The organism is Streptococcus sp. A69 (assembly GCF_058556195.1).
The window spans coordinates 1-19,679 of sequence record NZ_JBZUJU010000004.1 but is presented as its reverse complement, the minus strand read 5'-3'; the positions used below and the strand labels follow the sequence as shown (position 1 = coordinate 19,679).

Below are 19,679 nucleotides of genomic sequence, written 5' to 3'. Positions count from 1 at the left end.
TTTATTCTCCTGAAAATTCACGCGCAGTCTGGGCGACTACGTCTGTTTCTAGCATGGTACGAATCTGGCGAATCGTACTATACACAGCCTTGGCATCACTTGAGCCATGAGTCTTGACAACCGGTGCCTTAACACCAAACAAGACCGCTCCACCAACATCTGAATAGTTGAGTTGCTTTTTCAAACCTTTAAGGCTATCCTTGAGAAGAAGAGCACCTAGTTTCGCTCGAAGACCACCACCTGTGATAGCTGTCTTAAGCAAGCCCATGATACCCATGGCTGTCCCTTCAATAGATTTGAGCACAGCGTTTCCCGTGAAACCATCTGCCACAACAACATCCGCAACGCCATTCATCAAATCACGCGCTTCCACGTTTCCGACAAAATTCAAGCTTTCATCAGCTGCTAGCAAGGCGTAGGTTTCCTTACGAAGGGGATCGCCCTTGCTACTTTCTGTTCCATTGTTGAGCAAACCAACACGTGGTTTCGAAATCCCACGAACATTTTTCGCATAAAAGGAACCCAAAACAGCGTATTGGTGCAGATGATGGGCTGTATTTTCCGCATTGGCTCCAAGGTCTAGCATGTCAAACCCTTTTCCATCGATGGTCGGCAAGGTCGACATGAGTCCAGGACGATCGATATTTTTGATACGACCCACAATAAAGAATCCTGCAGCCAACAAGGCACCTGTGTTCCCAGCTGAGAGGACAGCGTCTGCTTCTCCCTCCTTGACTGCCTTGGCTGCTAATACCATGCTGGCATTTTTCTTCTTACGGATAGCTTTTGTAGGCTCATCATCAAAATCAATCTTCTCATCCGTATGGATAATGCTGACGCGTTCTGTCTCTGTTAGATATTGCTTGATTTTGCTTTCGTCTCCATAGAGTTGAACCTCAATATCTGAAAAGTCAGCAAGGGCTTGATTGACACCCTCAACGATAGCTTGAGGTGCATAATCGCCCCCCATAGCATCTACTGCGATTTTTTTCATTTGTCTTCCTCTTTTAGTAATTGTCCCCAGTCTGCTAGGGAATCAATAAATTTCTTTGATTTTAGGTGAATTCCAACATACTCTTCGTAGATTTGGTCTATAAACTTGCGCAAGTCTTGCTTGATTTCAGGCTTGAGCGAAATAGTCTCCAAGGTCTCAAAATCAATAGCTTGAAATTGATTGAGCAGATAAGGAATATTGGGATTCAGATGACAACGTCTCTCATCTTCATGATAATGCTCTGGGCAGAGGCAGGCTCCATATTTGAAAGAAAAGTCAAAAGCCTGACCGACCCGATGGCAAAAGACACACTCATTAAAATTGAGACTAATTCCAAATCGAGTCAAGATTTGGATTTCAAAAATATTGGTCAAAACCTGATAATCCAATCCTGCTTCCATCAACTCCAAAGTCTTTTGCAAAAAAGCAAACAAGGGAGCATCCTGCTGATTATCCTGCAAACTAGCATCTGCAAGGGCAGCCACATAGGTCGCATAAGCCATAACAAAGAGATCACTATTAATCTTGGGAAAGGTCATCACCTCATGGTAGTCTTCGATATAGCTGAGTCCATCATCATTGATTCGCAAGAGAAACCGAGCCAACACCAAGGGCTGAATAACAGGGGCCAGTTTGGACTGACCAGCGTGTTTGACGAAAAACATGCGCTTGCCCGCTTGCTCGGTAAAAATCTTGACTAACTTGTCATCCTCACGAAAGTTACGATTGTAGAGCACCAAGCCTTGACTCGTGATAGACTGAATCATGCTTCTCTCATGTACTCCTCAAGTCGTTTCATAGCCTCTCTGATTGTTTCCATGCTGGCTGCATAAGACAGACGCACATAGCCTTCTCCATACTGACCAAAAGCAGCACCCGGAATAAAGGCAACAGCCTTCCTCTGGGCGAAATCCTTCAGAAAAGCAAAGGAGTCTTGATTGTAACCTGCTGGAATCTTAGCAAAGATATAGAAGGCACCGTCTGGTTTGATAATCTCAAAACCAAGATTAGTCATCTTCTCAATAATATAATCCCGACGCTGGATGTATTCCTTCTTCATAGGCTCTGCGTCGTTTTTACCAGCGGTCAAAGCCTCCACCGCAGCATGTTGAGCCATAGTGTTTGCGGCAGTAACCAAATATTGGTGACTCTTGATTAACTGAGCTGTGAAAGCTGCAGGAGCAAAGATGAAGCCTAAACGCCAACCAGTCATAGCATGCGATTTAGACAAGCCATTAATAATAATAGCCTGGTCTCTCAGCATCGTTCCCAGAGATACGTGGGCTTGCCCTGTATAGGTCAATTCCGAGTAAACCTCATCACAGACAACAAAAATCTCATACTTGCGTAAAACGTCTGCCAAGGCTTCCAACTGCTCCCGACTATAGGTAATTCCTGTCGGATTAGCCGGATAGTTGAAAATGACAGCCTTGAGCTTGTCGCCTTGATCCAAAATGGCCTTTTCCAACATTTCAGAAGTCAAGACAAAGCCATTTTCAGTTGTATCAATCTCGACAATCTCTGCCCCAACTAGATTGACAATCGGCTCATAGCCTGGATAGGCGGGAGCTGGCAAGAGCACCTTATCTCCCTCTTCCAAAATAGCTGTCAAAGTAGCAGATAGAGCCTCTGTCGCTCCAATTGTAACCAAGATTTCATTTTCAGGATTGTAATCTAGCTGGTATTTTTCTTTTACAAAATCACTGGCTGCCTGACGTAATGTTAACAGACCACTCATCCCTGTATAGTAGGATTGGTTCTGGTCGATGGCCCGCTTAGCCGCTTCCTTGACATGATCTGGCGTTGTAAAATCAGGTTCCCCCAAGGTCAAACGCAAGACCCCAGGAATCTCCGAAATAGCCTGGTCAAACTGACGAATCAAGGACACTTGAATCTTATCTAACTGTTTATTAAAGCGCTTAGTTAAGTCCATAGATACCTCCTACTTTCAAAACGTATCTCTATTATACTACAAAAGCCCCCCGACCGCAAAAATACATTAGAGAATAGCTTTCCACTTTCTATTTTACTTTTCCTGTTTATAGGTCTATAATGGTAATAGATTTTATTTGGAGGTTTTTATGTCATTTCTATCAAAAAATGGAGCAGGTATCTTGGCCTGCCTTCTCATTTCTATCGTATCTTGGTACTTAGGAGGATTCTTCCCTGTTATTGGCGCGCCCGTTTTTGCCATTTTCATAGGCATGCTCCTACATCCCTTTCTCTCGTCCTATAAACAACTGGATGCTGGGTTGACCTTTAGTTCTAAAAAATTGCTCCAATATGCCGTTGTCTTGCTTGGTTTTGGTCTCAATATCTCGCAGGTCTTCGCAGTTGGGCAATCTTCACTCCCTGTCATCCTGTCCACCATTTCAATAGCCCTGATTATTGCCTACCTCTTCCAGCGCTTCTTTGCACTGGATACAAAACTGGCTACCTTGGTTGGAGTGGGTTCTTCTATCTGTGGTGGTTCTGCCATTGCTGCTACAGCACCCGTTATCCATGCTAAAGAAAAGGAGGTTGCCCAAGCCATTTCCGTTATCTTTTTCTTCAATGTCTTGGCTGCGCTCATCTTTCCAACCCTAGGCACTTGGCTTCATCTATCCAATGACGGCTTCGCCCTCTTTGCAGGAACTGCGGTCAATGATACTTCTTCTGTAACAGCCACAGCTAGCGCCTGGGACAGCCTCTACCAAAGCAATACCCTCGAGTCTGCAACCATTGTTAAACTCACACGCACCTTAGCGATCATTCCCATCACTCTCTTTCTCTCCTACTGGCAAAGTCGCCAACAAGAAAATAAACAAGGCGTACAACTGAAAAAAGTTTTCCCACTTTTTATCCTTTATTTTATCCTGGCCTCTCTCTTAACGACTCTACTTACCTCTCTTGGTGTGTCCAGTAGTTTCTTTACCCCTCTCAAACAACTCTCTAAATTCCTCATCATCATGGCCATGAGTGCTATCGGTCTCAAAACCAATCTAATTGCCATGGTTAGATCCAGTGGCAAATCTATTGTCCTCGGAGCTCTTTGCTGGATTGCCATCATCCTCACCAGTCTTGGTATGCAAGCATTGATTGGTACTTTATAATACAAAAGGTAGCCCATGGCTACCTTTTTATTGCTCAAGAATTAAGCGAGTATGTTCTCTCTTGATACAGCGATTCATCACGATGTCATCGCATCCTCCAGCACGCAAGATTTCTTCCGCTTCTAGATTTTCAAGTCCTAATTGCGCCCAAAAAATCTTGGCATCAGCCTTGAGAAAATCACGCGCCACATCTGGCAAAAACTCGCTCCGTCGGTATACATTGACAATATCCACAGGAAAAGGAATCTCAGCTAGACTCGTATAAGCCTTTTCTCCCAGGATTTCCCCACCTGCAGCCTTGGGATTAACTGGAATGATTTTATAGCCCCGAGCCTGCATTTCCTTGGTCACTCGATTGCTAGTTGTTTCCTCACGATCGGACAAGCCCACTACCGCTAACGTTTTACTGGTCGCCAGATACTGACGGATCACACCATCACTTGGATTGATAAATTCTTGGCTCATAGAAATCCTCCTTTTTCATCAGTATAGCACATTTTACTAATATTGACTATATTTTACAATTCATCATATAAAAAACTTCTTAAATCTGTTTAAAGGATTTAAGAAGTTAAAAAATTATTTCTTTTTATTTTAGTTTATCTTGTTGCTTTATATGCAAGTTGATCACCATGTTGCTTCACAAACTCATTGATCTCTGAATCAGGAATTTGGCGAAGGTAAAGATTGGCACGAATAGTATCATCCTCTTCACGACAAGTTGAGAGGACAAGATACTTATCTGTAGCAGATACTTTTACATTTGGTTTCTTAACCTCTGCTGTATCATAAATTGTAGTTAACTGCTTTTCAAAATCTTTATCATCTTCAAAACTGGTACGATAGAAGGCTGTTTCTTCTGGTACAATAATCATCGCAACAGCTTCGTAGTAATACTTTCTATCGGGTGTTTCAATAACAACATAGGGGTGCTCATTAAAATATTCTTGACGACTATAGTAGTTCACATCATTAAACATACGATGATCACCAACCTTACTACCTCTAGCATGACCAAATAGCCAAGTTAAATGATCACTAAAATCTTTCTTATTATCAGCATCCATGAATACCGCACCCAAATAAGGTACCTGTTCTCCTTCAAAGGTCTTATTTAGATAGGTCTCATTATCCTTTGTTTGAACAACAGGCTCGTCTAACTGTGTTCCGGGAGCATAGACATAAGCAATTGTTTCAGAATTAGTTGCAGTTAAGCCCTTAAATCTATTTGAAAGGTATTCTTTTTCTTCTGCACTAACAACATAGGACGGTTTCGATGCTTCTTGAGTAACTTCTGGTTCGTTAGTTGTTCCCTTTGGAGTTGCAAAACTATTAAATACAAAATAGCCACCTATTGCAACAAGCGCTATTGTAAGCGCGGAGAGAATAATTTTCCAAATGGACCCTTTGGTTTTTTTAGAGCGTTTACTCATTTTTTCTCCTTCAACTATTCTACTATTATCAAAAAAATCACTGAAACAAAGTTTCAGTGATAGGATACTTCACCAAATAAATGAATTATTTAGCAGCGTGTGTTTTTGGAAGAGCTTTTTGACCAGCTTTTGCATCTACACCAGCTTTTTTAGCTGCTTCAGCAGATTTTTTAGCTTGATCAGCTACACCTGGTTTACCTTCTTCTGGTTTAGCAGATGGTTTATCAGCTGCTGCTTGATCAGCTGCTGCTTGATCAGCTGCTGCTTTACCATGTTCTTTCTCGTAACGAGCATTCTTTTGTTCTGGAGTTTCGTTCAAGATATAGTAACGTCCTTCTTTTTTCTTAGCTGTGTTTTGAACAGTTTGGAATTGTTGTACATATTTGTTACGTACATTCAAGAATGCAGTGTTGAATGCTGCTTCATAAGCTGCTTTCTTTTCACCGTAAAGGTGTGAACCACCTTCAACAGCATCAAGTTCAGCTTTAGCTGCAACTACAGTAGGATCTTGTGCTGCTTCAGCTTTGATGTCTTCCATATGACCGTTAAGGTACTCTTCAACTGTACGAGCACTTACAAATTCAGATTGGTTTTCATATGCTTCGCGTGAATCATATGCTCCAGGAGTGTTAGCTCCACCATTGATATCTGCAAATGCTGGGGCTGCTGCAGAAAATACTGCAAGAGCTACTACTGATGACAATAAAACTTTTTTCATTGTTTCATCTCCTCTTTAATTTCTTATTTAATTTATAAGGCCTCGCCTTATTACCTAAAGTATATCATATATATGGTGATTGTCAAGTGTTTTTTTTATTTTTTTTAAAAAAATCTAATAAAGCAAAGAAAAATTTCGTTACACAATAGAAGAAAGCGTTTTTAATCTATGCCAACTAATAAAATATGTGCAAAAAGCGAACAATATGTGTTCTAACTTCTTTAGGTTTATGGATTTACTAAATCTACGTTTAGAATCTCTTATAAGAGATTCTAAAACAAAGTTTTCATTACTATTAGATTCTTATATAACTCACATATTTTCAGTTGTAAGTTTTAAATCTTTTTCTCAATACAAAATAGAGGAGAAAGAGGGCGTTTTTCGTGGATACGAACGATGGCATCTCCTAAGAGGTGGGCAATAGAAATCTGTTCAATCTTATCAATCAAACGCTCTTCTGGTAGGTATATAGTATCCAAAACAACCAATTTTTTAATAGCTGATTTTTGGATATTCTCCATAGCTGGCCCTGAAAGAACTGGGTGCGTACAGCTTGCATAAACTTCAACAGCACCTGCTTCAGCAAGAGCATCCGCCGCATGGCAAATCGTTCCAGCCGTATCAATCATATCATCAATCAAGATACAAGTCTTACCTTCTACCTTACCAATGATATTCATCACTTCACTGGTATTCATCTTGTCTACACTACGGCGTTTATCAATAATCGCAATCGGAGTTTTCAAAAACTCTGCCAATTTGCGAGCACGAGTCACACCACCATGGTCTGGACTGACAACAACATAATCTTTCCCAACCATTCCACGACGTTCGAAATAATCCGCGATCAATGGAGCACCCATCAAGTGATCCACAGGAATATCAAAGAATCCCTGAATCTGTGCAGCGTGCAAATCAATCGTCAACAAACGATCCACTCCAGCCACTTCTAGCATATTTGCAACGAGTTTTGAAGTGATTGGCTCACGCGCTCTCGCTTTTCTATCCTGACGTGCGTAACCATAGTAAGGCATGACAACGTTGACAGATTCTGCACTAGCTCGCTTCAAGGCATCTACCATGATCAAAATTTCAAGCAGATTGTCATTTACAGGTGAGCTCGTTGATTGTAAGATAAAGACGTGTTTTCCACGGATTGATTCTTCGATGTTGACCTGAATCTCTCCATCTGAAAATTGGCGAACAGTCGATTTCCCCAACTCTATCCCAATCTCTTGTGCCACACGCTCTGCCAATTCTCTATTAGAAGAAAGGGCAAACAGCTTTAAATCAGAAAAAGACATGATTTCCTCCGGTATTTATGTATCACTTGTTTTTCACAACATTTTCCATCTACCATTGTAGCGCTTTTCCCTTTATTTTTCAATCAAAAATAAAACAAGGGCAAACATTTATACCCTTGTTTTTTGCTACTTTATATTAGCTACATTAAAATTAAAATTGCTACATTTGAAGTAGCAATCTTATGCTAGGATTAGAATTCTGCGAGATAAAGTTAGTATACTTCTCTCATACTCCCTGTATCCACATCATAGACAGCACCTGAAATAACCACATCATCAGGAATCAGTGGAGATTCTCGAAGCAATTGCATATCCTCTCTCACACTCTCTTCAACATCCTGGAATGGTAAAAAATCTTGATCAAACACATCAACCCCGAGTTCGTGCTTCAAATGCTCTTGAAAAGCCTCATTTTGAAAGGTCTGAGCTCCACAGTCTGTATGGTGAAGCACCACAATTTCACGTGTGCCCATTTGTTGCTGGGAGATCACCAGAGAACGAATCATGTCCTCTGTTACTCTGCCGCCAGCATTCCGCAAGATATGAGCATCCCCAAGTGCTAAACCTAAAGCTTGCGCGACGTGTAGCCGTGAGTCCATGCAGGTCACAATTGCTACTCTTGTTTTCGGTTTAAGTGGCAGATTTAATTTCCCATGAAGGGCAACATAAGCCTGATTGGCTTGCATAAACTGTTCAAAATACGACACGTTTTCCCCCTTAAAAATTTGATAATCAAACATTTCTCCTATCTTATCATTTTTGAGAGGATTTGTCACAGATTAAGCAAAGACCATTTTCAAAACTTCCTGAATAGTCGTCACCCCAATGACCTGAATTTCTTGAGGTGGTTTAATGCCTGTCAAGGAATTCTTAGGTACATAAATTTTTGTAAATCCAAGTTTAGCAGCTTCATTGATGCGCTGCTCGATACGATTCACACGCCGAATCTCTCCAGTCAAGCCTAACTCTCCTACAAAGCATTCCTGAGGATTGGTTGGCTTGTCTTTATAGCTCGAAGCAATAGCAACCGCAACAGCTAAATCAATAGCAGGTTCATCTAATTTGACACCACCAGCAGATTTGAGATAGGCATCCTGATTTTGCAAGAGAAGCCCTGCACGTTTTTCCAAAACAGCCATAATCAAACTAGCACGATTGAAATCAAGCCCTGTCGTCGTGCGCTTGGCATTCCCAAACATAGTCGGTGTCACCAAGGCTTGCACTTCAGCAAGAATTGGACGTGTCCCTTCCATAGTTACCACGATGGATGAACCAGTCGCCCCGTCCAAACGCTCTTCTAGGAAAACTTGACTCGGATTGAGCACCTCAACCAACCCACCTGACTGCATCTCAAAGATGCCAATCTCATTAGTGGAACCAAAGCGGTTTTTGACTGCTCTCAAGATGCGGAAGGTATGGTGGCGTTCCCCTTCAAAGTAAAGCACTGTATCTACCATATGCTCCAACATACGCGGGCCGGCCAGAGTACCTTCCTTGGTCACATGCCCTACGATAAAGATGGCAATGTTATTAGTCTTGGCCAGCTGCATGAGCTCAGCTGTCACCTCACGCACCTGAGAAACAGACCCTTGTACCCCTGAAATCTCAGGAGACATAATAGTCTGGATAGAGTCAATAATGAGAAAGTCTGGTTGGATACGCTCCACCTCTGCACGAACACTCTGCATATTGGTCTCTGCATAGAGATAAAACTCGCTATCAATATCCCCCAAGCGCTCTGCACGGAGTTTAATCTGCTGGGCAGATTCCTCCCCACTGACATAGAGAACCGTACCAACTTGAGATAACTGGGTTGAAACTTGTAGGAGAAGAGTTGATTTTCCGATTCCAGGATCTCCCCCAATTAGTACGAGACTTCCTGGAACCACTCCGCCTCCAAGTACACGGTTGAATTCCTCCATCTCCGTCTTGGTTCGATTGACATTGATGGAAGTTACCTCAGCCAGTTTCATAGGCTTGGTTTTCTCACCTGCCAAGGACACACGTGCATTCTTGACCTCTGCAATCTCTACCTCTTCTACAAAAGAAGACCAAGATCCACAGTTGGGACAGCGTCCTAGATACTTAGGTGAATTATACCCACAATTTTGACATACAAATGTCGCTTTTTTCTTAGCTATAATAATTCTCCTTTTACGGTTACTCCGAAAGAATGCCACTTATACAATGTATTTTGAAATTTATTCTGGTTGGCAACTCCGACAGCAGACAAATCGACAGAAACCTGATAATTCTCCTTGACAGCTGCCAAGACGGAAGCCTTGACACAGAAATTGCCATCTACCCCTATAAACTCTAAGCTCTTAGCACCATTTCCCTCTAAAAAATCTTTTAAATCTGGATTAGTAAAGCAAGAAGCTCGACACTTCTCAAAGATACGAGAAGATACAACTAACAAGTTGGTCGCAAATTTCTTCTTTCTATCTTTTCTCTCCCAGAAAAAACGATTGAGAATATAGATAACTCGGTCGCTGGGATAAGTAGCAATTTTGTCATTTACAGCTGCAGTCAGTTCTTCATGATATACTTTTCCTACAGCAACATAATCTGACTGCATGTCTACAACTAATAAATAGTCTGCCATTTTATCCCTCTATTTCCCTGTCGATCCAAATCCACCTGTTCGAACACCATCCGCCTCATCTCCATCTGCAATTAAGAAAGGCGCAAAGACAGCCTGAACTACACGTTCGCCAACTTCAAGAACAACTTCCTGGTGAGTAATATTTTTCATCTGAGCAAAGATATGTCCTTCATTCCCTGGATTGCCATAATAGTCTCCGTCAATGACACCCACAGAGTTAATCAAGACCAAGCCCTTTTTACGAGGATTTGAAGAACGGTCATAGAGATAGAGCACTTCTGTCGGTTGCATATAAGCCTTGACCCCAGTTGGAACGAGGACAATCTCCCCTGGAGCAATCACTGTTCGTTCGGCAACCTTTAAATCATAGCCAGCTGCATGAGCTGTCTCACGCTTAGGCAACAAATTTTCATCTGTAAAACTCGAAACCAATTCAAAACCACGAATTTTCATATTTTTCTCTTTTCTATTATCATTTATTCTAGGCTATTTTATCTTATTTATTCGAAAAAAGCGCTAAAAAAGAGCACACAATTCACACTCGCTTAGGGCTGCTGGATTCCTCCCCTGACCCGCTTCACGCAGAACTGTTGCTCCACTGTTTATTATACCACATTCCCCTCTGTTTTTAAAGAGAAATTATTTTTTCCGTCGATTTCGGAAAAAATCCTGCATAATTGCTGCACACTCACTCTCCAAAACTCCCGTTTCAACCTCTACACGATGATTGAGACGCTCATCTGTCAAAATATCGTACAAGCTTCCAGCTGCACCAAATTTCTGATTCTTAGCCCCGTAGACTACCTTTGGAATACGGGCAAGCCCGATTGCCCCACTACACATCACACAGGGCTCAATGGTCACAAAAAGGGTACAATCCAGCAGACGCCAACTTTCTTCACTCGCGTTCGCATTCTCTATGGCCATGATTTCTGCATGCATAACCGCCCGTTGCAACTCTTCGCGTGCATTATGCCCCCTACCAATGATTTCTCCATCCTTGACAATCACACAGCCAATTGGAATTTCATCGTGTTCTAGAGCAATTTCTGCCTCCTTCAAGGCCTCTCTCATGAAGTTTTCTTTTTCTTCAACTGTATAATGCATCAATTTTTCCTTTTCCTACTTGTCGATTCTATTATTATATCATGATTCCCAAGACAAAAAAAGCCACCCAATGGGGTGACTTAATAGGGAGATTATTATGAAAAAGAAAAGTTTAGGATTTTGCTACAACAAGTTAGGAGGTCTTCTTGTAACTGTCTATAGTATACCCAACCTGTCTTAAACTAATCTTAAAAATCTCCTATGACCAAACACTTTCTAAAATATTAGTTTGTTCACGACCGGGACCTACTGAGAAAGTTGAGATACGAACACCAACCAACTCGCTTACACGACGAACATAGTTACGTGCATTCTCAGGAAGGTCTTCTAAATTACGGACTCCAGTGATGTCTTCTGACCAACCTGGCAATTCCTCGTAGATTGGCTTGCAACGTTTCAACTGCTCAAGACTAGCAGGATAGTAATCAATACGTTGACCATCAAGATCATAGGCCACACAGATTTTCACAGTATCCAAACCACTCAAAACATCGATAGAGTTCAATGAAAGATTGGTAATCCCAGATACACGGCGGCTGTGACGCATCACAACTGAGTCAAACCAACCCACACGACGTGGACGGCCAGTTGTTGTACCGTATTCATGACCTACTTCACGAATGCGATCCCCTACTTCATCAAATAATTCAGTTGGGAAAGGTCCATCTCCTACACGACTTGTGTAGGCTTTACATACACCTACAACCTTGTCAATCTTACTTGGACCAACACCAGACCCAATTGTCACACCACCAGCGACAGGGTTTGACGACGTAACAAATGGATACGTACCTTGGTCAATATCCAACATAACACCTTGCGCACCTTCAAAAAGCACACGTTTGCCATTATCAAGCGCATCATTTAAGATAACAGACGTATCTGTCACATACTGCTTGATTTGTTGGCCGTACTCATAGTACTCTTCAAAAACATCATCAATTGAAATAGGAGTACTGTCATACAATTTTTCAAACAGACGATTCTTTTCCGCAAGATTGCGTTCCAAACGTTCACGGAAAATATCCTTATCCAAAAGATCAGCAATACGAATCCCAACACGAGCAGCTTTATCCATATAGGCTGGACCAATACCCTTGATAGTTGTCCCAATTTTATTGTCGCCCTTAGCTTCTTCTTGTAGACGGTCTAATTCAATATGATATGGCAAAATGACATGCGCACGATCCGAAATGCGTAAATTATCTGTTGTCACACCTTCATCATGAAGATAGGTCAATTCTTTTACTAGAGATTTAGGGTTTACAACCATCCCGTTCCCAATAACAGAAATCTTTTCGGGGAAGAAAATACCTGATGGAATCAAGTGTAACTTAAATTTCTTGCCATCAATCACAATTGTGTGACCAGCATTGTCACCACCTTGATAACGAGCAATCACTTCTGCATTAGCTGAAAGAAAATCTGTAATTTTCCCTTTACCTTCATCACCCCACTGGGTACCAACAACAACAACTGAAGTCATAGTAAAACTTTGTCTGAGCCGTGTGGCTCTTCCTTTCTCATATACATGGCAGGAGTCTCACCTGCAATTATATCTTACAATTTATTATAAGAAAAAAACACTATTTTATCAAGAAGAAACACTAGAAAAGATTTGGAATTTCTGTAAATTATAAAAATCCTAACCTTAAATTTTAAATAAAATCCTTAAATTCACAAATTCAATGCTGATTATTGTTCGTGATAAATGATATATATGAAACTCACTAGTTTAGAGTAGTGCCTTCTAGCAAGAATTTATCTAAATACAAGCGATAGGCCGTCTGAAAATGATATAAATAAAAGTCTTTAACACTTGTAATTCTAAATCTTATCAAGTAATAAAGTAAAAAACGAAGATGAAGTGATTCCCACTCAGCACGACTCTGACCTAAAGAAGCATATTCTTGTTCAACTAATTTCAAAAAGACAAATGCTCTATCATAAAAATTTTGAAGCATATAAAAAATCCCTTTCTTATTATTAACACTAGTCTAACAAAAATAAGAACTAAAAAAGCTTCAAATCCTATAAAAGTAGAATTTAAAGCTAAACGGACTAAAAATAAAATATAGAGGCATTTATAGATGAAAAAATTAAGTTTTGAATTTTGAGAAGTTTACTTTATTTATAAAATAAAAAACGTTCGATTGAACGTTTCTAATAGTACTCCGCCAGTAGGACTCGAACCTACGACATCATGATTAACAGTCATGCGCTACTACCAACTGAGCTATGGCGGATAAAAGCTAAGCGACTTCCATATCTCACAGGGGGCAACCCCCAACTACTTCCGGCGTTCTAGGGCTTAACTGCTGTGTTCGGCATGGGTACAGGTGTATCTCCTAGGCTATCGTCACTTAACTCTGAGTAATACCTACTCAAAATTGAATATCTATCAAATAATTAGAAAACCTCACGCTTCGTATCCTCAGTTACTTTGGATAAGTCCTCGAGCTATTAGTATTAGTCCGCTACATGTGTCGCCACACTTCCACTTCTAACCTATCTACCTGATCTTCTCTCAGGGCTCTTACTGATATATAATCATGGGAAATCTCATCTTGAGGTGGGTTTCACACTTAGATGCTTTCAGCGTTTATCCCTTCCCTACATAGCTACCCAGCGATGCCTTTGGCAAGACAACTGGTACACCAGCGGTAAGTCCACTCTGGTCCTCTCGTACTAGGAGCAGATCCTCTCAAATTTCCTACGCCCGCGACGGATAGGGACCGAACTGTCTCACGACGTTCTGAACCCAGCTCGCGTGCCGCTTTAATGGGCGAACAGCCCAACCCTTGGGACCGACTACAGCCCCAGGATGCGACGAGCCGACATCGAGGTGCCAAACCTCCCCGTCGATGTGAACTCTTGGGGGAGATAAGCCTGTTATCCCCAGGGTAGCTTTTATCCGTTGAGCGATGGCCCTTCCATACGGAACCACCGGATCACTAAGCCCGACTTTCGTCCCTGCTCGAGTTGTTGCTCTCGCAGTCAAGCTCCCTTATACCTTTACACTCTGCGAATGATTTCCAACCATTCTGAGGGAACCTTTGGGCGCCTCCGTTACCTTTTAGGAGGCGACCGCCCCAGTCAAACTGCCCGTCAGACACTGTCTCCGATAGGGATAACCTATCCGGGTTAGAGTGGCCATAACACAAGGGTAGTATCCCAACAACGTCTCCTTCGAAACTGGCGTCCCGATCTCTTAGACTCCTACCTATCCTGTACATGTGGTACAGACACTCAATATCAAACTGCAGTAAAGCTCCATGGGGTCTTTCCGTCCTGTCGCGGGTAACCTGCATCTTCACAGGTACTAAAATTTCACCGAGTCTCTCGTTGAGACAGTGCCCAAATCATTACGCCTTTCGTGCGGGTCGGAACTTACCCGACAAGGAATTTCGCTACCTTAGGACCGTTATAGTTACGGCCGCCGTTTACTGGGGCTTCAATTCATACCTTCGAGTTACCTCTAAGCACTCCTCTTAACCTTCCAGCACCGGGCAGGCGTCACCCCCTATACATCATCTTACGATTTAGCAGAGAGCTGTGTTTTTGATAAACAGTTGCTTGGGCCTATTCACTGCGGCTGACGTAAAGTCAGCACCCCTTCTCCCGAAGTTACGGGGTCATTTTGCCGAGTTCCTTAACGAGAGTTCTCTCGCTCACCTGAGGCTACTCGCCTCGACTACCTGTGTCGGTTTGCGGTACGGGTAGAGTATGTTTAAACGCTAGAAGCTTTTCTTGGCAGTGTGACGTCACTAACTTCGCTACTAAACTTCGCTCCCCATCACAGCTCAATGTTACAGATATAAGCATTTGACTCATATCACACCTCACTGCTTAGACAGACTCTTCCATTCGTCTGCTTTAGTTAGCCTACTGCGTCCCTCCATCACTACATACTCTAGTACAGGAATATCAACCTGTTGTCCATCGGATACACCTTTCGGTCTCTCCTTAGGTCCCGACTAACCCAGGGCGGACGAGCCTTCCCCTGGAAACCTTAGTCTTACGGTGGACAGGATTCTCACCTGTCTTTCGCTACTCATACCGGCATTCTCACTTCTATGCGTTCCAGCGCTCCTCACGGTACACCTTCTCCACACATAGAACGCTCTCCTACCATACCTATAAAGGTATCCACAGCTTCGGTAAATTGTTTTAGCCCCGGTACATTTTCGGCGCAGGGTCACTCGACTAGTGAGCTATTACGCACTCTTTGAATGAATAGCTGCTTCTAAGCTAACATCCTAGTTGTCTGTGCAACCCCACATCCTTTTCCACTTAACAATTATTTTGGGACCTTAGCTGGTGGTCTGGGCTGTTTCCCTTTCGACTACGGATCTTAGCACTCGCAGTCTGACTGCCGACCATAATTCTTTGGCATTCGGAGTTTATCTGAGATTGGTAATCCGGGATGGACCCCTCACCCAAACAGTGCTCTACCTCCAAGAATCTCTAATGTCGACGCTAGCCCTAAAGCTATTTCGGAGAGAACCAGCTATCTCCAAGTTCGTTTGGAATTTCTCCGCTACCCACAAGTCATCCAAGCACTTTTCAACGTGCCCTGGTTCGGTCCTCCAGTGCGTCTTACCGCACCTTCAACCTGCTCATGGGTAGGTCACATGGTTTCGGGTCTACGACATGATACTAATGCGCCCTATTCAGACTCGGTTTCCCTACGGCTCCGTCTCTTCAACTTAACCTCGCATCATATCGTAACTCGCCGGTTCATTCTACAAAAGGCACGCTCTCACCCATTAACGGGCTCGAACTTGTTGTAGGCACACGGTTTCAGGTTCTATTTCACTCCCCTCCCGGGGTGCTTTTCACCTTTCCCTCACGGTACTGGTTCACTATCGGTCACTAGGGAGTATTTAGGGTTGGGAGATGGTCCTCCCAGATTCCGACGGGATTTCGCGTGTCCCGCCGTACTCAGGATACTGCTAGGTACAAAGACTATTTTAAATACGAGGCTCTTACTCTCTTTGGCTGATCTTCCCAAATCATTCTTCTATAATCTTTGAGTCCACATTGCAGTCCTACAACCCCGAAGAGTAAACTCTTCGGTTTGCCCTTCTGCCGTTTCGCTCGCCGCTACTAAGGCAATCGCTTTTGCTTTCTCTTCCTGCAGCTACTTAGATGTTTCAGTTCACTGCGTCTTCCTCCTCATATCCTTAACAGATGTGGGTAACAGGTAGTACCTGTTGGGTTCCCCCATTCGGAAATCCCTGGATCATCGCTTACTTACAGCTACCCAAGGCATATCGTCGTTTGTCACGTCCTTCTTCGGCTCCTAGTGCCAAGGCATCCACCGTGCGCCCTTATTAACTTAACCTTATTTTCTGACCTTTCAGTCATAAACTCTTTTAATACTACAGCGTTTCGGTTTATTTTCTTGTTACTATTTGATATAGATATTCAATTTTCAATGTGCATTACTTGGTGATCTCTCACCAATGGAGCCTAGCGGGATCGAACCGCTGACCTCCTGCGTGCAAAGCAGGCGCTCTCCCAGCTGAGCTAAGGCCCCACAAGACCTCTCAAGACTAAACAAGACCAATGCGCAGTTCCTTATCCTTAGAAAGGAGGTGATCCAGCCGCACCTTCCGATACGGCTACCTTGTTACGACTTCACCCCAATCATCTATCCCACCTTAGGCGGCTGGCTCCTAAAAGGTTACCTCACCGACTTCGGGTGTTACAAACTCTCGTGGTGTGACGGGCGGTGTGTACAAGGCCCGGGAACGTATTCACCGCGGCGTGCTGATCCGCGATTACTAGCGATTCCGACTTCATGTAGGCGAGTTGCAGCCTACAATCCGAACTGAGACTGGCTTTAAGAGATTAGCTTGCCGTCACCGGCTTGCGACTCGTTGTACCAGCCATTGTAGCACGTGTGTAGCCCAGGTCATAAGGGGCATGATGATTTGACGTCATCCCCACCTTCCTCCGGTTTATTACCGGCAGTCTCGCTAGAGTGCCCAACTAAATGATGGCAACTAACAATAGGGGTTGCGCTCGTTGCGGGACTTAACCCAACATCTCACGACACGAGCTGACGACAACCATGCACCACCTGTCACCTCTGTCCCGAAGGAAAACTCTATCTCTAGAGCGATCAGAGGGATGTCAAGACCTGGTAAGGTTCTTCGCGTTGCTTCGAATTAAACCACATGCTCCACCGCTTGTGCGGGCCCCCGTCAATTCCTTTGAGTTTCAACCTTGCGGTCGTACTCCCCAGGCGGAGTGCTTAATGCGTTAGCTGCGGCACTAAACCCCGGAAAGGGTCTAACACCTAGCACTCATCGTTTACGGCGTGGACTACCAGGGTATCTAATCCTGTTTGCTCCCCACGCTTTCGAGCCTCAGCGTCAGTTACAAGCCAGAGAGCCGCTTTCGCCACCGGTGTTCCTCCATATATCTACGCATTTCACCGCTACACATGGAATTCCACTCTCCCCTCTTGCACTCAAGTTAAACAGTTTCCAAAGCGTACTATGGTTAAGCCACAGCCTTTAACTTCAGACTTATCTAACCGCCTGCGCTCGCTTTACGCCCAATAAATCCGGACAACGCTCGGGACCTACGTATTACCGCGGCTGCTGGCACGTAGTTAGCCGTCCCTTTCTGGTAAGATACCGTCACAGTGTGAACTTTCCACTCTCACACTCGTTCTTCTCTTACAACAGAGCTTTACGATCCGAAAACCTTCTTCACTCACGCGGCGTTGCTCGGTCAGACTTCCGTCCATTGCCGAAGATTCCCTACTGCTGCCTCCCGTAGGAGTCTGGGCCGTGTCTCAGTCCCAGTGTGGCCGATCACCCTCTCAGGTCGGCTATGTATCGTCGCCTTGGTGAGCCGTTACCCCACCAACTAGCTAATACAACGCAGGTCCATCTGGTAGTGATGCATTTGCACCTTTCAATCGATTATCATGCGATAATCCATTTTATGCGGTATTAGCTATCGTTTCCAATAGTTATCCCCCGCTACCAGGCAGGTTACCTACGCGTTACTCACCCGTTCGCAACTCATCCGCTCGGTGCAAGCACCAAGCTTCAGCGTTCTACTTGCATGTATTAGGCACGCCGCCAGCGTTCGTCCTGAGCCAGGATCAAACTCTCATTAAAAGTTTGAGTTCTCACTCATTTCTGTCACTGACAGATTTATTGTTTTTTTCATTGTTCAGTACTACAACATTAGTTGTAGTGCCCTGCACATTGGTTCGTCTTGTTCAGTTTTCAAAGGTCTTTGTCACTCAATCTCTCTCAAGCGACAACTATATTAGTATATCACAGCTGCTAACCTATGTCAACACTTTTTTTGAAACTTTTTTACTTTTTTCGTCCCTGTGATACACTCATAGTCCGTACGGGATTCGAACCCGTGTTACCGCCGTGAAAAGGCGGTGTCTTAACCCCTTGACCAACGGACCTGAGCTTTTCAACTCTTTCTATTATACCTACTTTTTCCCCTTTGTCAAGAACTTTTTGAGAATAGCTTCATTTTTTTATTTTAGCATCTATCTTTTATAACCGGATACCTTATTTTACACTCTTCTTAATCAACTTCACGACTGCTTCTGTCCGTGCAGTGTGGGGAAACATATCAACTGACTGGATATACTGGAGATCATAAACTTTTACCAGTTTAACCAAATCTCGCGCCAAGGTCGAAACATTGCAAGAAACATAAACCATTTTTTCCGGTACATAGGTTAGGATGGCATCTAATAACTTGTCATCTAATCCCGTTCGAGGAGGGTCGACTATCAAGACATTCGCTCGGTAGCCATCACTTTAGAACAAAAAAATAGAGGTCGAACCTCTCTAAATTTAGGCTCTATAATTTCTGTAGTGGGTAAAACCACTGTAGGAATTATGGAGTCTATTTTGTTGTAGAAAAAAGGCCCATAAGACCTATAATGAAAAAGTGACCAAACCCTCATTAGAAAGAATCTTATGGAACAATTAAATTTTATCACAAACATACTTGGAATTAATGACAAAAATATTATTATCTTAGATTATCTTGATACTGGAACGAATAAAGAAGTCATTGCTAAGCTCGATTATCCTGCCTCTAAATGTCTCAACTGTCAAGGACAAATGGCTAAATATGACTTTCAAATAGAATCCAAAATCCCCTACCTCGAATGTGCTGGCTACAAGACTCTCATTCGATTGAGAAAACGCCGTTTCCGCTGTAAAGACTGTGGAAAAATAGCCGTCGCGGAGACTTCCTTAGTCAAGAAGAATCACCAGATCGCAACCATCGTCAAACAGAAAATCACTCAAAAATTGATTGAGAAAGTCCCTATGACAGCTATCTCCGAAAGTTTATCTGTCTCCACTTCGACAGTCATTCGTCAGTTACATAAATTCAAATTTAAGACTGATCTTAACCACCTTCCA

General features: G+C 43.1%; 16 protein-coding genes, 3 tRNA genes, 3 rRNA genes, 1 other RNA gene and 1 pseudogene. 2 read left to right on the top strand and 22 right to left on the bottom strand.

Annotated features, from left to right (window positions below; translation table 11 throughout):
- Window position 1: 1 nt before the first annotated feature.
- The 3 genes from plsX to AC4ME5_RS08260 are packed head-to-tail and all read right to left on the bottom strand — an operon-like array spanning window position 2 to window position 2,927.
- The gene (plsX, locus tag AC4ME5_RS08270; RefSeq protein WP_491800488.1) at window positions 2–994 is read right to left on the bottom strand and encodes a phosphate acyltransferase PlsX; all 993 of its coding nucleotides are present in this window, start codon (window positions 992–994) and stop codon (window positions 2–4) included.
- The gene (gene recO / locus AC4ME5_RS08265; RefSeq protein ID WP_000616134.1) at window positions 991–1,761 is read right to left on the bottom strand and encodes a DNA repair protein RecO; all 771 of its coding nucleotides are present in this window, start codon (window positions 1,759–1,761) and stop codon (window positions 991–993) included. Before recO ends, plsX begins: the two co-directional genes overlap by 4 nt.
- Window positions 1,758–2,927, bottom strand: a complete 1,170-nt coding sequence (locus AC4ME5_RS08260; RefSeq protein ID WP_491800487.1) for a pyridoxal phosphate-dependent aminotransferase — start codon at window positions 2,925–2,927, stop codon at window positions 1,758–1,760. Before AC4ME5_RS08260 ends, recO begins: the two co-directional genes overlap by 4 nt.
- A gap of 148 nt (window positions 2,928–3,075) precedes the next feature.
- On the opposite strand from AC4ME5_RS08260, the gene AC4ME5_RS08255 reads away from it, so the two are divergent.
- The gene (locus AC4ME5_RS08255) at window positions 3,076–4,086 is read left to right on the top strand and encodes a YeiH family protein (RefSeq protein ID WP_491800486.1); all 1,011 of its coding nucleotides are present in this window, start codon (window positions 3,076–3,078) and stop codon (window positions 4,084–4,086) included.
- Between the two features lie 27 nt (window positions 4,087–4,113).
- Here the strand turns inward: AC4ME5_RS08255 and AC4ME5_RS08250 are convergent, their stop codons facing one another.
- From AC4ME5_RS08250 to AC4ME5_RS08160, 19 genes and pseudogenes are all read right to left on the bottom strand, one after another.
- A complete protein-coding gene (locus tag AC4ME5_RS08250) occupies window positions 4,114–4,551 on the bottom strand; it encodes a CoA-binding protein (RefSeq protein WP_061599058.1) in 438 nt (145 codons plus the stop codon).
- Between the two features lie 134 nt (window positions 4,552–4,685).
- Window positions 4,686–5,519 carry a class B sortase, LPKTxAVK-specific gene (gene srtB, locus AC4ME5_RS08245; RefSeq protein WP_007522541.1) on the bottom strand — a complete coding sequence of 278 codons (834 nt, stop codon included), beginning with the start codon at window positions 5,517–5,519 and terminating at the stop codon, window positions 4,686–4,688.
- Window positions 5,520–5,604: 85 nt separating this feature from the next.
- Window positions 5,605–6,237, bottom strand: coding sequence for an amylase-binding adhesin AbpA (abpA, locus tag AC4ME5_RS08240; RefSeq protein ID WP_491800485.1), 633 nt, complete (start codon window positions 6,235–6,237; stop codon window positions 5,605–5,607).
- Between the two features lie 335 nt (window positions 6,238–6,572).
- Window positions 6,573–7,541, bottom strand: coding sequence for a ribose-phosphate diphosphokinase (locus AC4ME5_RS08235; RefSeq protein ID WP_414344987.1), 969 nt, complete (start codon window positions 7,539–7,541; stop codon window positions 6,573–6,575).
- 212 nt (window positions 7,542–7,753) lie between these two features.
- Window positions 7,754–8,248, bottom strand: a complete 495-nt coding sequence (locus AC4ME5_RS08230) for a beta-class carbonic anhydrase (RefSeq protein WP_045616598.1) — start codon at window positions 8,246–8,248, stop codon at window positions 7,754–7,756.
- A gap of 72 nt (window positions 8,249–8,320) precedes the next feature.
- On the bottom strand, window positions 8,321–9,682 hold the full coding sequence (gene radA / locus AC4ME5_RS08225; protein ID WP_071788303.1) for a DNA repair protein RadA: 1,362 nt from the start codon (window positions 9,680–9,682) through the stop codon (window positions 8,321–8,323).
- On the bottom strand, window positions 9,679–10,146 hold the full coding sequence (locus tag AC4ME5_RS08220) for a cysteine hydrolase family protein (protein ID WP_061588464.1): 468 nt from the start codon (window positions 10,144–10,146) through the stop codon (window positions 9,679–9,681). The genes radA and AC4ME5_RS08220 overlap by 4 nt, the downstream gene beginning before the upstream one ends.
- 9 nt (window positions 10,147–10,155) lie before the next feature.
- A complete protein-coding gene (locus tag AC4ME5_RS08215) occupies window positions 10,156–10,599 on the bottom strand; it encodes a dUTP diphosphatase (RefSeq protein WP_061588463.1) in 444 nt (147 codons plus the stop codon).
- Between the two features lie 65 nt (window positions 10,600–10,664).
- Window positions 10,665–10,746, bottom strand: an RNA gene (gene ffs / locus AC4ME5_RS08210) — signal recognition particle sRNA small type.
- A gap of 39 nt (window positions 10,747–10,785) precedes the next feature.
- Complete coding sequence (tadA, locus tag AC4ME5_RS08205; RefSeq protein WP_061588462.1) at window positions 10,786–11,253, bottom strand: tRNA adenosine(34) deaminase TadA; 468 nt, start codon at window positions 11,251–11,253, stop codon at window positions 10,786–10,788.
- A gap of 199 nt (window positions 11,254–11,452) precedes the next feature.
- Window positions 11,453–12,739 (bottom strand): adenylosuccinate synthase, encoded by a 1,287-nt coding sequence (locus AC4ME5_RS08200; protein WP_045616593.1) that lies wholly within the window; start codon window positions 12,737–12,739, stop codon window positions 11,453–11,455.
- 244 nt (window positions 12,740–12,983) lie between these two features.
- Window positions 12,984–13,217, bottom strand: coding sequence for a sigma(X)-activator ComW (gene comW / locus AC4ME5_RS08195; protein WP_045616591.1), 234 nt, complete (start codon window positions 13,215–13,217; stop codon window positions 12,984–12,986).
- Between the two features lie 208 nt (window positions 13,218–13,425).
- Window positions 13,426–13,499, bottom strand: a tRNA-Asn gene (locus tag AC4ME5_RS08190).
- Between the two features lie 5 nt (window positions 13,500–13,504).
- A 5S ribosomal RNA gene (gene rrf / locus AC4ME5_RS08185) occupies window positions 13,505–13,620 on the bottom strand.
- A 76-nt stretch (window positions 13,621–13,696) separates the two neighbouring features.
- Window positions 13,697–16,600 (bottom strand): 23S ribosomal RNA (locus AC4ME5_RS08180).
- Window positions 16,601–16,722: 122 nt separating this feature from the next.
- Window positions 16,723–16,795, bottom strand: a tRNA-Ala gene (locus AC4ME5_RS08175).
- Window positions 16,796–16,846: 51 nt separating this feature from the next.
- Window positions 16,847–18,395, bottom strand: a 16S ribosomal RNA gene (locus AC4ME5_RS08170).
- Together the 16S, 23S and 5S rRNA genes with 3 tRNA genes alongside form the textbook arrangement of a ribosomal RNA operon.
- A 233-nt stretch (window positions 18,396–18,628) precedes the next feature.
- Window positions 18,629–18,700 (bottom strand) — tRNA-Glu (locus AC4ME5_RS08165).
- A 109-nt stretch (window positions 18,701–18,809) separates the two neighbouring features.
- Window positions 18,810–19,061 (bottom strand): annotated as a pseudogene (locus AC4ME5_RS08160) (23S rRNA (uracil(1939)-C(5))-methyltransferase RlmD); the annotation flags it as partial.
- A 165-nt stretch (window positions 19,062–19,226) separates the two neighbouring features.
- Between AC4ME5_RS08160 and AC4ME5_RS08155 the strand changes: the two are divergent.
- The coding region (locus tag AC4ME5_RS08155) for a transposase family protein (protein ID WP_491800484.1) at window positions 19,227–19,679 on the top strand (453 nt) is incomplete at its 3' end.

What these genes read in the sequence shown, in the direction of transcription:
- plsX (WP_491800488.1), bottom strand. Translation starts at nt 994, where the DNA reads ATGAAAAAAATCGCAGTAGATGCTATGGGGGGCGATTATGCACCTCAA.
- recO (WP_000616134.1), bottom strand. Translation starts at nt 1,761, where the DNA reads ATGATTCAGTCTATCACGAGTCAAGGCTTGGTGCTCTACAATCGTAAC.
- AC4ME5_RS08260 (WP_491800487.1), bottom strand. Translation starts at nt 2,927, where the DNA reads ATGGACTTAACTAAGCGCTTTAATAAACAGTTAGATAAGATTCAAGTG.
- AC4ME5_RS08255 (WP_491800486.1), top strand. Translation starts at nt 3,076, where the DNA reads ATGTCATTTCTATCAAAAAATGGAGCAGGTATCTTGGCCTGCCTTCTC.
- AC4ME5_RS08250 (WP_061599058.1), bottom strand. Translation starts at nt 4,551, where the DNA reads ATGAGCCAAGAATTTATCAATCCAAGTGATGGTGTGATCCGTCAGTAT.
- srtB (WP_007522541.1), bottom strand. Translation starts at nt 5,519, where the DNA reads ATGAGTAAACGCTCTAAAAAAACCAAAGGGTCCATTTGGAAAATTATT.
- abpA (WP_491800485.1), bottom strand. Translation starts at nt 6,237, where the DNA reads ATGAAAAAAGTTTTATTGTCATCAGTAGTAGCTCTTGCAGTATTTTCT.
- AC4ME5_RS08235 (WP_414344987.1), bottom strand. Translation starts at nt 7,541, where the DNA reads ATGTCTTTTTCTGATTTAAAGCTGTTTGCCCTTTCTTCTAATAGAGAA.
- AC4ME5_RS08220 (WP_061588464.1), bottom strand. Translation starts at nt 10,146, where the DNA reads ATGGCAGACTATTTATTAGTTGTAGACATGCAGTCAGATTATGTTGCT.
- AC4ME5_RS08215 (WP_061588463.1), bottom strand. Translation starts at nt 10,599, where the DNA reads ATGAAAATTCGTGGTTTTGAATTGGTTTCGAGTTTTACAGATGAAAAT.
- tadA (WP_061588462.1), bottom strand. Translation starts at nt 11,253, where the DNA reads ATGCATTATACAGTTGAAGAAAAAGAAAACTTCATGAGAGAGGCCTTG.
- AC4ME5_RS08200 (WP_045616593.1), bottom strand. Translation starts at nt 12,739, where the DNA reads ATGACTTCAGTTGTTGTTGTTGGTACCCAGTGGGGTGATGAAGGTAAA.
- comW (WP_045616591.1), bottom strand. Translation starts at nt 13,217, where the DNA reads ATGCTTCAAAATTTTTATGATAGAGCATTTGTCTTTTTGAAATTAGTT.